This is a genomic window from Tepidibacter hydrothermalis, assembly GCF_029542625.1.
Lineage (GTDB): Bacteria > Bacillota > Clostridia > Peptostreptococcales > Peptostreptococcaceae > Tepidibacter_A > Tepidibacter_A hydrothermalis.
Genome location: NZ_CP120733.1, coordinates 3,836,494 through 3,851,123, shown reverse-complemented (window position 1 = coordinate 3,851,123; position 14,630 = coordinate 3,836,494). Strand labels below are relative to the sequence as shown.

Annotated in this window: 11 protein-coding genes and 5 tRNA genes; 13 read left to right on the top strand and 3 right to left on the bottom strand. The window is 28.7% G+C overall.

From position 1 onward, the window contains the following. Positions 1 to 312: 312 nt before the first annotated feature. From P4S50_RS18190 to P4S50_RS18150, 9 genes are all read left to right on the top strand, one after another. Positions 313 to 1,596 (top strand): adenylosuccinate synthase, encoded by a 1,284-nt coding sequence (locus tag P4S50_RS18190; protein ID WP_277732237.1) that lies wholly within the window; start codon positions 313 to 315, stop codon positions 1,594 to 1,596. A 314-nt stretch (positions 1,597 to 1,910) separates the two neighbouring features. Next, positions 1,911 to 2,930 carry an ABC transporter substrate-binding protein gene (locus P4S50_RS18185; protein WP_277732236.1) on the top strand — a complete coding sequence of 340 codons (1,020 nt, stop codon included), beginning with the start codon at positions 1,911 to 1,913 and terminating at the stop codon, positions 2,928 to 2,930. 12 nt (positions 2,931 to 2,942) lie between these two features. After that, complete coding sequence (locus tag P4S50_RS18180; RefSeq protein ID WP_277732235.1) at positions 2,943 to 4,013, top strand: FecCD family ABC transporter permease; 1,071 nt, start codon at positions 2,943 to 2,945, stop codon at positions 4,011 to 4,013. Then, positions 4,013 to 4,780, top strand: a complete 768-nt coding sequence (locus tag P4S50_RS18175) for an ABC transporter ATP-binding protein (RefSeq protein ID WP_277732234.1) — start codon at positions 4,013 to 4,015, stop codon at positions 4,778 to 4,780. Before P4S50_RS18180 ends, P4S50_RS18175 begins: the two co-directional genes overlap by 1 nt. Positions 4,781 to 4,965: 185 nt before the next feature. Next, positions 4,966 to 5,041 (top strand) — tRNA-Lys (locus tag P4S50_RS18170). 6 nt (positions 5,042 to 5,047) lie between these two features. After that, positions 5,048 to 5,122 (top strand) — tRNA-Glu (locus tag P4S50_RS18165). Positions 5,123 to 5,131: 9 nt separating this feature from the next. Beyond that, a tRNA-Val gene (locus P4S50_RS18160) sits at positions 5,132 to 5,207 on the top strand. 7 nt (positions 5,208 to 5,214) lie between these two features. Further along, a tRNA-Asp gene (locus P4S50_RS18155) sits at positions 5,215 to 5,291 on the top strand. 67 nt (positions 5,292 to 5,358) lie between these two features. Further along, positions 5,359 to 5,433, top strand: a tRNA-Thr gene (locus tag P4S50_RS18150). A gap of 40 nt (positions 5,434 to 5,473) precedes the next feature. On the opposite strand, the gene P4S50_RS18145 is transcribed toward P4S50_RS18150, so the two are convergent. Together P4S50_RS18145 and P4S50_RS18140 are read right to left on the bottom strand one after the other, a co-directional pair. After that, a complete protein-coding gene (locus P4S50_RS18145) occupies positions 5,474 to 6,448 on the bottom strand; it encodes an ATP-binding protein (protein ID WP_277732233.1) in 975 nt (324 codons plus the stop codon). 8 nt (positions 6,449 to 6,456) lie between these two features. Next, entirely contained in the window at positions 6,457 to 7,737 is a 1,281-nt protein-coding gene (locus P4S50_RS18140) for a DnaD domain protein (protein WP_277732232.1), read from the bottom strand. Between the two features lie 262 nt (positions 7,738 to 7,999). Between P4S50_RS18140 and P4S50_RS18135 the strand changes: the two genes are divergently transcribed. Both P4S50_RS18135 and P4S50_RS18130 read left to right on the top strand, forming a co-directional pair. Beyond that, positions 8,000 to 9,457 carry a M1 family metallopeptidase gene (locus P4S50_RS18135; protein ID WP_277732231.1) on the top strand — a complete coding sequence of 486 codons (1,458 nt, stop codon included), beginning with the start codon at positions 8,000 to 8,002 and terminating at the stop codon, positions 9,455 to 9,457. Positions 9,458 to 9,520: 63 nt separating this feature from the next. Beyond that, positions 9,521 to 10,864 carry a LysM peptidoglycan-binding domain-containing M23 family metallopeptidase gene (locus tag P4S50_RS18130; protein WP_277732230.1) on the top strand — a complete coding sequence of 448 codons (1,344 nt, stop codon included), beginning with the start codon at positions 9,521 to 9,523 and terminating at the stop codon, positions 10,862 to 10,864. Between the two features lie 165 nt (positions 10,865 to 11,029). On the opposite strand, the gene P4S50_RS18125 is transcribed toward P4S50_RS18130, so the two are convergent. Further along, positions 11,030 to 12,190 carry a D-alanyl-D-alanine carboxypeptidase family protein gene (locus P4S50_RS18125; RefSeq protein WP_277732229.1) on the bottom strand — a complete coding sequence of 387 codons (1,161 nt, stop codon included), beginning with the start codon at positions 12,188 to 12,190 and terminating at the stop codon, positions 11,030 to 11,032. 115 nt (positions 12,191 to 12,305) lie between these two features. On the opposite strand from P4S50_RS18125, the gene P4S50_RS18120 reads away from it, so the two are divergent. Then, positions 12,306 to 13,139 carry a MerR family transcriptional regulator gene (locus P4S50_RS18120; RefSeq protein ID WP_277732228.1) on the top strand — a complete coding sequence of 278 codons (834 nt, stop codon included), beginning with the start codon at positions 12,306 to 12,308 and terminating at the stop codon, positions 13,137 to 13,139. A gap of 117 nt (positions 13,140 to 13,256) precedes the next feature. After that, positions 13,257 to 14,591 carry an MATE family efflux transporter gene (locus P4S50_RS18115; RefSeq protein WP_277732227.1) on the top strand — a complete coding sequence of 445 codons (1,335 nt, stop codon included), beginning with the start codon at positions 13,257 to 13,259 and terminating at the stop codon, positions 14,589 to 14,591. The last annotated feature ends 39 nt before the right edge of the window (positions 14,592 to 14,630 follow it).

The window sequence follows — 14,630 nt, the reverse complement described above, 5'->3', positions numbered from 1 at the left end:
CTTTGCATTAATTTTCGTATAAATTATCAACAAATATAATAATTTAGATTTATTTGAGAAATAATAAGTTATTATACTGTGGATAAATGTAAACTTGATTAATATTAACATGACTTAATAATCCTGTATACAGTTGTTAATAAATAATAAAACGAAGATATAAACAAAGATATCCACATTATCCACAGGTAAGAACATGTTTTCTGTGGATTAAATTTAAATCAAAAAAATCAAAAAGATTGATTTAAATACGTATATTTGGTAAAATAAATAAGAAAGTGTTCGTTATTATATATAAAGAGGTGGTCTTTAATGTCAAGTGTAGCAATAGTAGGATCTCAATGGGGAGACGAAGGAAAAGGTAAAATAATAGATTATTTAGCTAGAAAAGCAGATGTTGTAGTAAGAGGGCAAGGAGGAAACAATGCAGGACATACATTAGTAGTTAAAGACAAAAAATATGCACTTCATTTAATTCCTTCAGGAATATTAAATCCTAAAACTATAAACATAATAGGTAATGGTGTAGTATTTGATCCTAAGGGATTCTTAGATGAAATAAAGATGCTTAAAAAAGATAATATAGATACTAAAAATATAAAAATAAGTGATAGAGCACATGTTATATTTGAATATCACAAAAAAATAGATGAGTTAGCAGAAAACTCAAGAGGAGATAATAAAATAGGGACTACTAAAAAAGGAATAGGTCCTTGTTATATGGATAAAACAGAAAGATCTGGAATAAGAATATGTGATCTTTTAGATGAAGAAATATTTAAAGAAAAATTAAAAGCTCAAGTAGAGAAGAAGAATGAAATAATAGAAAAGATATACGGCGGAGAGAAATTCGACTTTGAAAAGTTATATCAAGAGAATTTATCATATATAAAAGAAATAAAAGAATATGTAGATGATACATCAGTAATACTATACAATGCTATAAAAGAAGGAAAAAAAGTATTATTTGAAGGAGCTCAAGGAACATTACTTGACTTAGATTTAGGAACGTATCCGTATGTAACTTCTTCTCATCCAACATCAGGAGGATTCTGTGTTGGATCAGGAATAGGACCAAACATGGTAAAGGATGTACTTGGAATAGTAAAGGCCTATACTACTAGAGTTGGAAAAGGACCATTTGTAACAGAATTATTTGATGAAACTGGAGATCAAATAAGAACGAATGGAAATGAGTTTGGAACAACTACTGGAAGACCTAGAAGATGTGGATGGTTTGATTCAGTAATAGTTAGATATGCTGCAAGAGTTAATGGACTTACATCTATATCTTTAATGCTTTTAGATGTATTAAGTGGATTTGAAAAAGTTAAGATATGTACAGGTTATAAATTAGGAGATAAAGTTATAACAGAATTCCCAGCATCATTAGAGCTTATAGATAAATGTGAGCCTATATATGAAGAGTTAGATGGATGGAATGAAGATATAACTTTAGCTACAACATTTGAAGAGCTTCCTGTAAATGCTCAGAAATATGTTCAAAGAATAGAAGAGTTAACAGGAGTAAAGGCTAGCATAATATCTGTTGGACCTAAGAGAACTCAAACTATTATCAGACAAGAATTATTATAATAGATATATTTAATATTATAAGTTAAATATTGTTTGAAGCGTTCAAATCCTTCAAACTACTGAATTATAAATTTAAGAAAATAGCATTATGCTAAAGCATAATGCTATTTTTTTTGTTTCGACTTTTTATTCTGACAAAGTTCTATTTTGTGTAAATTTTGAGAAAATAATCTAAAATATTGCATTGCTTATTAAGATATGTTACATTCTAAGAGAAATGAATTTCAAATGAATGTAAAGCCATGAAGGTTTAAAAGAGTAGAGTATACTTTTTTTCTTCATGGCTTATTTTATTTTAAAAGGGGGATAAAAAAATGAACAAAAAATTTTTAGCATTGGGATTGTCAGTATTTATATGTTTAAGTGGTCTTGTAGGATGTAACAGTGTAGACACAAACGAAGAACAAACAAAAAAACAAGAACAATCTGTAGAAGAATCTTTAAAACTGGATTTTGTTCAAACAAGCAGACACGATGATAGTGTAAATAAATTTTCAATGGTATATGATATAAAACCAAACAAATCTTTAGCTGTTACAAATGCAATGATAGAAATGATGTTATCACTAGGGCTTGAAGATAAAATGGCAGGAACATCTTATGCAGAAAACAATGTTTTAGAGTCATTAAAACCCGCATATGAAAAAGTACCTGTAATGAGCAAAACATACCCTTCTAAAGAGCAAATTATTGCAAATGGAGTAGATTTCATAATTGGATGGGGAGGAGATTTTAATGATAAAGGCGTTGGAAGCATAGATTGGTTAAATGAAAACAATATAAAAGCATACATACCAAGATCAGTAGAATCCAATGCAACAGTTGATAGTATTTATGAAGATTTTGATAATCTGGGAAAAATATTTGATGCTGAAGATAAAGCAGAAGAAGTAAATAATAAAATAAAAGCTAAACTAGAAGAAGTAAATTCGAAAATATCAAATGTAGATAAAAAGGTAAAAGTAATGGGATATGATTCAGCAACTAATGGTGCTGTAGTAATTGGTAAAGGAATTAATAATGAGATAATAAAGTTAGCACAAGGTGAAAATATATTTGGAGATATAGATAAGGCATATCCAGAAGTAACTTGGGAAGAAGTAGTGAAAAGAAATCCAGACGTTATGATTGTTTTGGAATATTCATTAGAAACTGGTGGACAAACATTTGAGCAAAAGGTAAAGGAATTAAAGGAAAATCCTGCTCTTCAAAATATAAATGCAATAAAAAATAATAGATTTATAAAGTTAGAACTTGTAGAGCTTTATCCAGGAGAAAGAGTTCCTTTAACAGTTGAAAAACTAGCAAAAGAGTTCTATCCTGAAAACTTCTAAAGGGGGATTTAAGTGGAAAAGGTATTGGAAAGTAGAAAAGATAATAATCTAATATTTAAGTTTATATTCTTATTAACTATTTTACTGTTAATTGGAACCGTATGTATAACTTTTGGTTCAGTGAAGATAGATGTAGATGTAACGTATAAATCTTTAATAAACTGCTTATTTAATAAAGAAATATTTCAACCAACTTGGGATATTAATATAGAGAATATAATATATAAAATTAGGCTTCCAAGAATACTACTATCCATAATATCTGGGGGCGCACTTGCCCTCGTTGGAGTTTTAATGCAGACATTAACTAGAAACTCTTTAGCAGATCCATATATACTTGGAATTTCTGCTGGGGCATCTTCGGGTGCAACTATAGCTATAGTTCTTGGTGCTTTTAGTTTTTTAGGATCAACACAATTAGCAACAGCTTTTGGTGCGTTTTTAGGGGCACTGCTTTCTTCCTATTTAGTATTTTACATATCTGGAGTTACTAAAATATACTCTAAGACTAAATTAATACTTACAGGTGTGGCTGTATGTTCGATTTTTGCTGCTATTACAACTTTTGTAATAACTTATGCAAAAAATGATAGCCTTGTTAAAAATGCAGTATTTTGGAGTGTTGGAAGTCTATCTGGTGCAAATTATAATCAAGTTAAAATAGCTTTAGTTATACTTATAATAATTATGAATATATCAATGGTTTTAACTAGAGATTTAGATGCAATGCTTTTAGGAGAATCTGCTGCAAAAAATATAGGGATAAACACTAAATTAGTAATAAGATTTATAATGTTAGCCTCTACTTTGTTAACAGGAACTATAGTTGCTTTTACAGGAGTAATAGGGTTTGTTGGATTAATAGTACCTCATATAGCTAGATCATTTGTAGGGTCTTCTCATAAAAAGCTAATACCTTTTTCAGTTTTAATAGGAGGAATACTTTTAATCATAACAGATACTATAGCTAGAACCGTTTTATCTCCAGAGGAAATACCTATAGGGGTTATTACTGCATTTTTGGGAGGTCCATTCTTTCTTTTACTTATAAGAAAAAATTCCTATCAATTTGGGGGTAAGTAATGAAATTAAAAATAGAAGGTTTAAAGTATGATATAGGGAAAAAGAAGCTTTTAAAAGGAATAAATCTAGAAGTTAAGAATAAAAGTTTCGTAGGATTAATAGGACCTAATGGATGTGGAAAAACAACACTTCTTAAAAATATATATAGATATGTTTCTCCAAAAGAAGGGGCAGTATATATAGATAATAAAAATATATATGGATTAAAAAACAAGGAACTTTCTAAAATTTTAGCGGTAGTAATGCAGGAAAACAATATGGAATTTGATTTTACTGTAAAAGAAATAGTTACAATGGGTAGGTTTTCATCTGTTGGAAGATTTTCAAGCATAGATAATAATGATGAATACCTTATAGAAAACGCGCTTGATAATGTAGGTATGAAGGAATATGGTAATAGAAATTTTCTTAGTTTATCTGGAGGAGAAAAGCAAAGAGTCATGATAGCTATGGCACTGTGTCAAAATACAGATATTATAGTACTAGATGAACCTACTAACCATTTGGATATTAAATATCAGGTAGAAATAATGCATATGCTTAAACAACTAGGAAAGACTGTATTTACAACTATACATGATATGAATATAGCTTCTTCATATTGTGACTATATATATGTTATGAAGCAGGGAGAAATAGTTCGTCATGGAACAATAAGTGAAGTATTTACGGAGGATATGTTTAGAGAAATATTTAATGTAAATGCTTATATATACACAAATCCATACAATAAAAAGTTAAATATAAGTTATTTACAATCAAGCTAAGAGTTCTAAAATTAGACTCCTACGTAATACTTTTAATATTTTTATAATATTACATTTAATGAGAATTTTCTAAAAAAAATCACGATAGAGATATATATTATAAAAAAATAAAAAAAATAGAAAAAAGTGTTGACATATGTAGAAAAAGCTAGTATTATATATACTTGTCAGCAAGAAAAAAACACGACCCATTAGCTCAGTCGGTAGAGCACCTGACTTTTAATCAGGGTGTCCCGCGTTCGAGTCGCGGATGGGTCACCAAAGCATGGCCCCTTGGTCAAGCGGTTAAGACACCGCCCTTTCACGGCGGTAACAGGGGTTCGATTCCCCTAGGGGTCACCATTAATAATTGGGCTCATAGCTCAGCTGGGAGAGCACCTGCCTTACAAGCAGGGGGTCACAGGTTCGAGCCCTGTTGAGCCCACCAATTATTTGGCCTGGTAGTTCAGTTGGTTAGAATGCCAGCCTGTCACGCTGGAGGTCGAGGGTTCGAGTCCCTTCCAGGTCGCCAAATAATTAAAAGAATAAGCTCATAGATATTAGATATCTTTGGGTTTTTATTATATAAAAAACTATATGCTAGTGTGGCTCAACGGTAGAGCAGCTGACTTGTAATCAGCAGGTTGTAGGTTCGATTCCTATCACTAGCTCCAATAAAAAAAACTAAGGATTATAATCCTTAGTTTTTTTATTTTATCTTAAATCTTCACCTATAAATTTCAAAAATCTATAATGAGAAGAGATTCTAGAAAATATTCTATCCGTATAAGTAGCTGCCATTTGTATAGGAGATAGATTGGTAGATATTATAGTTTTTTTACCATCTATTAATCTAGAATTAATTATATTAAACATCTCACTTATAGTGAAAGAATTTATCATTTCTGTTCCTAGGTCATCTATAATCAAAAGGTCACATTCAAATAAAAGCTTGTAATTTCTTTTATCTTCAAAGGTATGACTTTTTTCAAATCTGTAGTTTTGTAAAAGTTCAACTACATTATATGAAGTTTCATAAAGAATAGTATACCCCTTATCTAAAAGCCTTTTAGCTATACAACTACACATAAAAGTCTTTCCAACACCAGTTTGACCATAAAATAATAAATTTTCACCATTAGCTTCATCGAAGTTTAGAGTAAAGCTTTCACACAAAGAATATATATTCAACATATTTTCTTTTTGAGATATTCCCTCAGAATCTATTTTTTCTTCAGAAAATAGATTCATATCGAATGTATCGAAATTTTCCTTTTCAATAAGCTTTGAAAAATTAGATATCTTATATGCATCCTTAATTAATTCTTGTTTTAAACATTCACATTTACTTCCGTCTGGTTTAAATCCCTTATCCTTACAGTTATTACACTTATATTGCATTTGAAGATAATCTGATGGAATTTTATGTTGAGTTAGAAGATCTTGTTTTTGTTTTTTTAAACTATTCATTTCTATTTTACATTTTTGAACTATTTTTTCTCTATCATCTTCATTCATTAATACAGATTTACTTAAAGACAGACCTATTTGAAATATCTTATCGTCTATATCTTTCATTTGAGGTATTTTGTTATAAACTTTATTTTTTCTCATCTCCAAATCTAATTTAGCTCTATCTCTATTGTTTTCATATTTTATAAATATCTCTCTTAATTTATCATTATTCATATAATCACCTACTTAAATCTCTTTTTTTGTTTCTCCATAAGAATTCGTTCTAATTCTTCTGGAGTATAACTAGATGTTCTCTGATCAAAATTATGGAATTTAGTTTTTGGAGCACTATAAGACTTAGGCTCGTATTTCTTAGCTTTAACTTCTTGCTCAGTTTGTTCAATTGTTTCAAATCCTTTTTTATTCCAATCATTTAAAATAGCGTCTATATAGTTTATAGATGGGTTAGATGTATTCTTAGATTTAGAGCAAGCGTGTAATACTAAGTCCATAGGAAGATTCATATCATTTATCCACTTATCCATAGTTCGTATTTCTTCTTTAGAAGGTGGTTTTTTAAATCCTAGCGCTTCGAATATAATTTTGTATATTTCTAATCTTTCAGAGCGCTTTGAATCATAATCTTTTATATCTTGATAAGTTTTAAAGCCTTTGTCATTCCAATTCTTAAGGATAGCATCTATATAAGATATAGTTGGATTGGAGGTATTCTTAGATTTTGAACAAGCAAAAGCTATCAAATCATTAGAAAATTTAAATTCATCCAGCCATTTATCCATAATTCTTCTTTCTTCCATTGTAGGCTCTCTATAAAAACCTAGCTCTTTAAAAACTTTTTTGTACAAACCAAATCTTTCTGTATTTTTTGCAAAGTGTTGTTCCAAATCTTCAATTGTATATATCTTATTGTCATACCAATTTCTTATTATTCCTTCTACATATTTTATACTCTTTATACCTCTTTTTTGCTTAGAATAAGCATAAGCACTTTTTATCATGTCTGGTCCCATATTATATCTGTCCATTATATCTAATATTTGTATTTTTTCATTTGGAACTAACGGTCTACTTATAATTTCATTTATATAATTAAAAAGCTTAGTTATATTAGGGTTTTGAGTTACAGATATAAGCTCATTAGGAGTTGTTTTCTCTTTTTTAGGATCATTAGTTTTAATAATATTTTCTATATATAGTTTCTTCAAATTTAAAAACTCAACAGAATAATCCCACTGTTGGTCTTCTTCTTTAAAGTGTTTTTTTATTATTTTTTTGTCTTCCCAAAAATCCCAAGCTGATAAAACATCTGACAGAGGTATATTTAAATTCTTAGCCAAGGTCTGATTTGATACTTCCGCTTTTGATGCATCAAAGGCATATTTATAAGCTAATAAATAAACTTTTACGTATGTACCATTAGCCATTGGCATAAATATATCTATAAATATATTATCAATAGGAGTTTCTCCTAAATCTATTTCATTAATTTCTTTAAAAAACATAAAAATCACCTCAGACTAATTATATCACAATAAAGCGAAACTTAATTCAGACGGAATTTTTCCTTCGACTGAATTTCTAGCTGAGCCAATCCAGAAGCTGTTAAGTTCTTAGTGAAAATAATTAGGGAACTTTAGAACTTTTAGCTTTCGGATAAAGCGAAACTTAATTCAGGCGGAATTTTTCCTTCGACTGAATTTCCACTTCAGATAAAAATGGGTTATAGAGTTTCAAGTTTTTAGTATTACAAAGGGGGTAGTATTCTTGTTAATCGTTTTGAGCAAAAAAAAGTTTTTGAAGTTATTTATTGTATTATTTTTATTATTTTCTATAATAACGTGTTTTGAAAAAATAGATCTACAAGCATTTAAAGGTGAAAAAAAAGATAATTTAAATTCCTATACTATAAATGCATCTTTTGATGACAAGCTAAAGAATTTAAGCTGTAATCAAAATATAGTATATGTAAATAATACTCAAAATAATTTAAATGAATTATATTTTCATATATATCCTAATGCATTCTCTAAAGAGGAATATGCACCTTTTGTTAAAAGTGAATTAAAAGAGGCATATCCAAATGGTTTCAGTGAAGGTCATATAAAGATTAAAAGTATTTTAAGTAATAAAGCTAAATTAAACTATTCTATATCAGGAGAAAAAGAAGATATATTAATGGTTAAATTAAATAAGGAATTAAAGCCTTCTGAAAAAATAGATGTATATATAGAATATGATGTAAAATTGCCTAATTCAATAGGTAGATTTGGTTATGGGGATAATACTATAAATATAACAAATTGGTATCCAATAGCATGTGTGTACGATGAAAGAGGATGGAATAAGAAAGGATACGAAAAAATAGGAGATCCTTTTTATAGTAATATAAGTGACTTTGATGTTAGTATAAATATTCCAAATAAGTATAAAATAGCATCAACAGGTATAATAAAAAGCAAGAAAAAAGAAAATAATAGAAATATATTCAAAGTAGATGCTAAAAACGTAAGAGACTTTGCATTTATATTAAGTGATAAGTTTACTATATTATCGACTAATATAAAAGATACAAACATATATAGTTATTTTTTCGATGAAAAATATGGAAAAGAAGCTCTAGAGGTAGCTAAAGATTCTTTAGTAGTATTTAATGATTTATTTGGAAAATATCCATATAAAACTTACTCAGTTGTAGAATCTGATTTCTTTATAGGTGGAATGGAGTATCCTAATCTTGTTATGATTGATAAAGGCCTTTATGATCAAAATTCTAAATTTTATTTAGAGTATGTAGTTGCTCATGAAACAGCACATCAATGGTGGTATTCATTAGTTGGTAATGATGAGATAAGTGAACCTTGGCTTGATGAGGCATTGACAGAATACTCGACAATACTGTATTTTGAACAGAAATATGGAAAAGAAGTAAAAGATAGACTCATAAAGAATATGAAAGTTAGAACTATAACTAAACAGAGCAAACATATATTTAAAAGCACGACAGAATTTGATAATTCTATAGATTACAGTTTATGCGTATACAGCAAAGGTGCACTTATGATAGATAATATAAGGAAAAAAGTTGGAGATGATGTATTTTTTGACACATTAAGGAAATACTATAATGAAAATATATATAAAAATGTTACAAGTTCTCAATTTATGAATATGTGGGAAGAAGAAGGTGTTGATACTGAAAAGATAATGAATGGAAACAATTAACTTGAAACATAAGGGGGTTGTTTGATATAATATACGAGTAACTGTCTTGAAAGGAGCCTACTTATGAAGAAGCTAAATAATATACTTAAGAAAAAATACTTACTTCATTACATAGCTTTATGTATAACCATAATGACTTGTAGTGTAATATATTTTGCTACTTTATCATATGAAGTAAGCATAGATGGAAAAAATGTAGGTATAGTTGAAAGTAAAAAAGATGTATATGAATTGATAGAAAAGAAAAAATCATATATAAAGAAGGAATTTAAAAAAGACGTTAAAATAGATCAAGAAATAGTATTTACTAAGTGCAGAGTAGGAAAAGATAAGATAACATCTAAAGAGCAGTTCAATGAGAATTTAAATGAGGTTATAGATCTTACCATACGAGCATTTGCTATTAATATACAGGGTAAAGACATCGTTTATGTAAAGGATAAAAAGTCCGCAGAAAAAGTCTTAAAAACAATTAAAGATGAACATAAAGAAGGAATAGAGGGTATAAAGGATATAAGCTTTATAGAAAAAGTAAAGTTAGTAGAAAAAGATATAAAAATATCTAAGTTAAAAAGTGAAGCTTCAGCTTATGATTACTTATTAACAGGTACAGATGATATACAAAAATACATAGTAAAAGATGGAGATAATCTATGGAATATATCTAGAAAATACAATCTAAGCATGGATGATATTGAAAAAGCTAATCCTGGAATAGATATAGAAAAATTAGATATAGATCAAGAAATAAATATAACTGTTCCTAAGTCATATTTAAATATAAAAGTAACAAGTGTAGCTTCTTATGATGAAAAAATACCTTATGATACAGTTTATGAAGAAACTGCATCTCTTTATAAAGGAGATAAAAAAGTAAAGATTGAAGGTAAAGAAGGATCTAAAAAAGTAGTTGCAGAGGTTACTAGAATAAATGGACAAGTAGACTCTAAGAATATATTAAAAGAAGAAATTGTTGAAGATGCTGAAGATAAGATTGTATTAAAAGGTACAAAGAAAAAGCCTACTTATATAGCTTCAGGAGCATTTTCTAACCCTACAAGGGGGAGAATGTCTTCTCCTTTCGGAAGAAGATGGGGTAAAACTCATACAGGTATAGATATAGCTGCTCCTAAAGGAACGCCTATTAAGGCTTCTGATGGTGGAACAGTAATATTCTCTGGAACTCAAAATGGATATGGAAAACTTATAATAATAGATCATAAGAATGGATATAAAACTTACTACGGACATTGCAGTTCATTGGTAGCTAAGAAAGGTCAAAAAGTTGCCAAAGGTGATGTTGTAGCTAAGGTAGGTAGTACTGGAAGATCTACAGGAAATCATCTTCATTTTGAAGTTAGAAAGAATAATGTACCTTTAAATCCAACTAAATATGTCAGATATTAAAGCTGTTGAATTTCAACAGCTTTTTTTATTTTATAGGAAATTATATCATTTTTTGTTTTGTATATAACTGGTTAAGAAAGAGATACTTGCAACTATTTTTGAGCAACGGAGCCTGTAAGGATCGTTGGCGACATGAGTCACCGCGTTAGCGAGTAGACGAATTTTTTATTCAACTCCAAAATATTCTTCAAGTGTTATGTTTTGATTTGTAATTTTTTGAGCGGTTTCTTTACCAACATAACGAAGGTGCCATGGCTCATATTTATATCCAGTAATATCTTCTTTTCCTTTTGGATAACGTATAATAAATCCGAATTGAGCAGCATTTTGTTTAAGCCAAATTCCCTCTTTTGTTTCTCCAAATCTTTGAGTTAAATGATAATTTACTGATGGACTAGTAACATCCATAGCTAGTCCCGTTTGATGCTCACTTTCTCCAGGTTTGGCACTAAATTGATTTGCTTTTTCTATTCCATATTTTTTAGCATTTGATTCGAATATTGATTTTTGACGATCATAAGAACGATATCCTGATGTAGCATATAAATTGATTTCATCTTGTTTTGCTTTGTTAAATAGTTTTTCAAGTGCTAAAGCTGCATCTTGTCTCATCAATTTTTTAGAATGAAACTCTTTAAAAGGAAATGGAATATTTGGAACCACAAGATTTTCTGGAATGTAATTTGAAGGTAGACTATTTTTTTTATTTACCATAACCAGAATATCACTAGGGTTTAAAACAACATTATTAATATTTTCTAGATTTGAATTTTCTTGATTTGGAATTATTAAAGTTTGACCAGTATAAATAATATTATCTATTAATCCGTTAGCATCTTTTAATTGCTGTACAGTTATATTGTATAATTTTGAAATTTTAAATAACGTATCCTCAGGCTTAATAATATAAGTGCCTTGCTTTAAATTTGAACCTGAATTAATATTTTCTGTTGGTTGTGAAACACTTGGGCCATTAGAGACTGGTATTTGATCTTTATCAATATCTTCTTTGGGTTGTGAAATACTTGGGTTATTAGGTAATTGAATTCCCTCTTTATCTATCTCTAAACTAGAGGGAGTATAGACAGAGCTAAAAGTAAGTGAAGTTATTAAAATTGAACCTAGCATAATATTAATTTTGTTTACTTTAACATTTGGTATATTCTTTTTAATATAATTTAGAATATTTTTTTCAAATTGTTGTTTTTCTTCTCGTGATTTCTCAAGAAATTCTAGTGCAAATTCATTCAATTGCTTGTCCAGATATAAAACAGCTACACAACCACTCTCATCTTTAATTATTTTATGTCCAGTAAATAATTGCATTTCTCCGCCTCCTCGATTTTATTATTTCCTATAAAGTGAAATATTATATAGAAATGCATAACAATCTATTAAAAAGAATAGTAAAATATATATAGATAGGAGTTGAAGAGATAACGTGAAAGATAAACTATCAATTGGTGAGTTTGCAAAACTCAGAAATCTTACGACTGAAACATTAAGACACTATGATAGGATAGGTTTACTTAAGCCTATTAAAGTAGACCCTAAAACTGGATATAGATACTATTCCATTTTACAGTATGAAGAATTAGGAACAATTAAAGAACTTAGAGAACTAGGTATGAGTATTGATGAAATTAAGAAGTACTTTGATAATAGAAATTTAGAACAATCTGTTAATATATTAAGAGATAAGCATGAGGAACTTAAAAATAGAATAAAAGAATTACAACAGTTAGAAGAAAGTATTGATGAAAAAATAAAACATTTAGAAGAGATTTCAAAAGAGATGAATTTTGAGGATATAGTTATTAAAGGAATTAAAGAACGAGAAATAATTACTTTTGATAAATCTATAAAAAATGAAATTGATTTAAGTTATATATGCCTTAAATTAGAGAATGAATTAAAAGAAATAGCACCTATAGTTGCAAGTAACCGCTATGGTGCGATTATAAAACAGAAAGACATAGAGCTGAATAACTATATAGAATCACTTAGTATGTTCATCTTCATTAGAGATAGAGACAATATTGATGAAAATCATATTAAAAAAATTCCTAAAGGGACTTATGCTTGTATGTACTATAAAGGAAGTATTTGGGATATAGGTAATAGTTTAAAAAAGATGCTAGAATACATTGAAGAACAGGGATATACTGTTTGTGGGGATGCTCTTCAAATATCTCAAATAGATATTAGCGTTACAGATAAAAAAGAGGAAGTGTTATACGAAATACAAATACCTATAGAGAGAAATTTAATTTAAATAAAAAAACATATTGACCTTTGTGTAGCACAAAGGTTTATAATGTATTCCATTAGAATAAAACACAATAATCATATAATTAATAGATGTTGTGTTTGTTTTTTGGAGGTAGAGAAAATGAGCGAGAACATATTAGGAACAGAGAAAATATCTAAATTATTTATTAAGTTTTCAATTCCAGCAATGATTTCTATGGTAATAGCAGGGATTCAACCTATAATAGATGGAATATTTTTAGGAAATTTTGTTGGACCAAATGCTATGGCTAGTGTAAATATAGTTCAACCATTTATGCAAGTTATAGTAGGCTTTAGTATGATAATAAGCGTAGGATCTTTAAGCTTCATAGGGAGAAACTTAGGAGAAGGTAAAAAAGAAGAATCACAAAATGTATTTAGGACATCACTTATAGTTCTTACAGCTATATCTTTAGCTATAGTATTATTTGGAAGATTATTTAGCAAACAAACTTCAGTATTATTAGGGGCAAATGAAGTGTTATTAGAAGGCGTATCAACCTATGTAAAAACTATATCTGTATTTGCTCCGATAATGTGTTTAATGTTCTTATTCGGATTTATTAATAGAGTAGTTGGAAAGCCAGAACTATATTTAAAAGGTATGATTTTAAGTTTAATTGCTAATATAAGCTTAGATTATATACTTATAAAACAATTAAGCTTAGGAATAGAGGGAGCGGCATTTGCTACAGGTACTGCATATGTAGCAGCATTCTTCGTGGTAGTGGGACCTATGTTAAATAAAAACAATATAGTAAATGTATTCGTTGGTAAATTTGACAAATCAGTTATAATACCGATGGCATATAATGGTTCATCAGAAGGAGTTACTTCAATTGCAACTGCTATAACTGCATATGTATTTAATATGACATTTATGAGAATAGCAGGAGAATTTGGTGTTGCAGCATTTACAACGATAAATTATATATCCCAATTTGGAACAATGGTTATGTTTGGTATATCTGATGGAATAACACCGATAATTAGTTATAACTATGGAAACAAAAAGAATGATAGATTAGATGATACATTGAAATTAGCATTAAAGGTAAACTTAGTAGTTGGAGTAATATTATTCTTTACATTGTTTGGATTTGGAGAACAATTAGTATCCTTATTTGCAAAAGGAAATAAAGAGGTTCTAAACTTAGCAGTAAATGGATCAAAAATATATGCATTTTTCTTTTTAATGTGTGGATTTAATATAATTAGTTCAGGATATTTTACAGCAATAGGAGATGCTAGAGCCTCTATTATAATAGCAGCAAGCAGAGGTATAATATTTATAATCATAGGGATAAATATGCTTCCTATGATTATAGGAATGAGTGGAGTATGGCTTACAATTCCATTTGCAGAATTTATGACAGTTATTATAGGTACGTATTTGATTAAAAAAAATGATGCTTTATGTCCCAAAGTAGTTTAATATTATTAATATAAAGCGAAACTTAATTCAGGTGGAGTT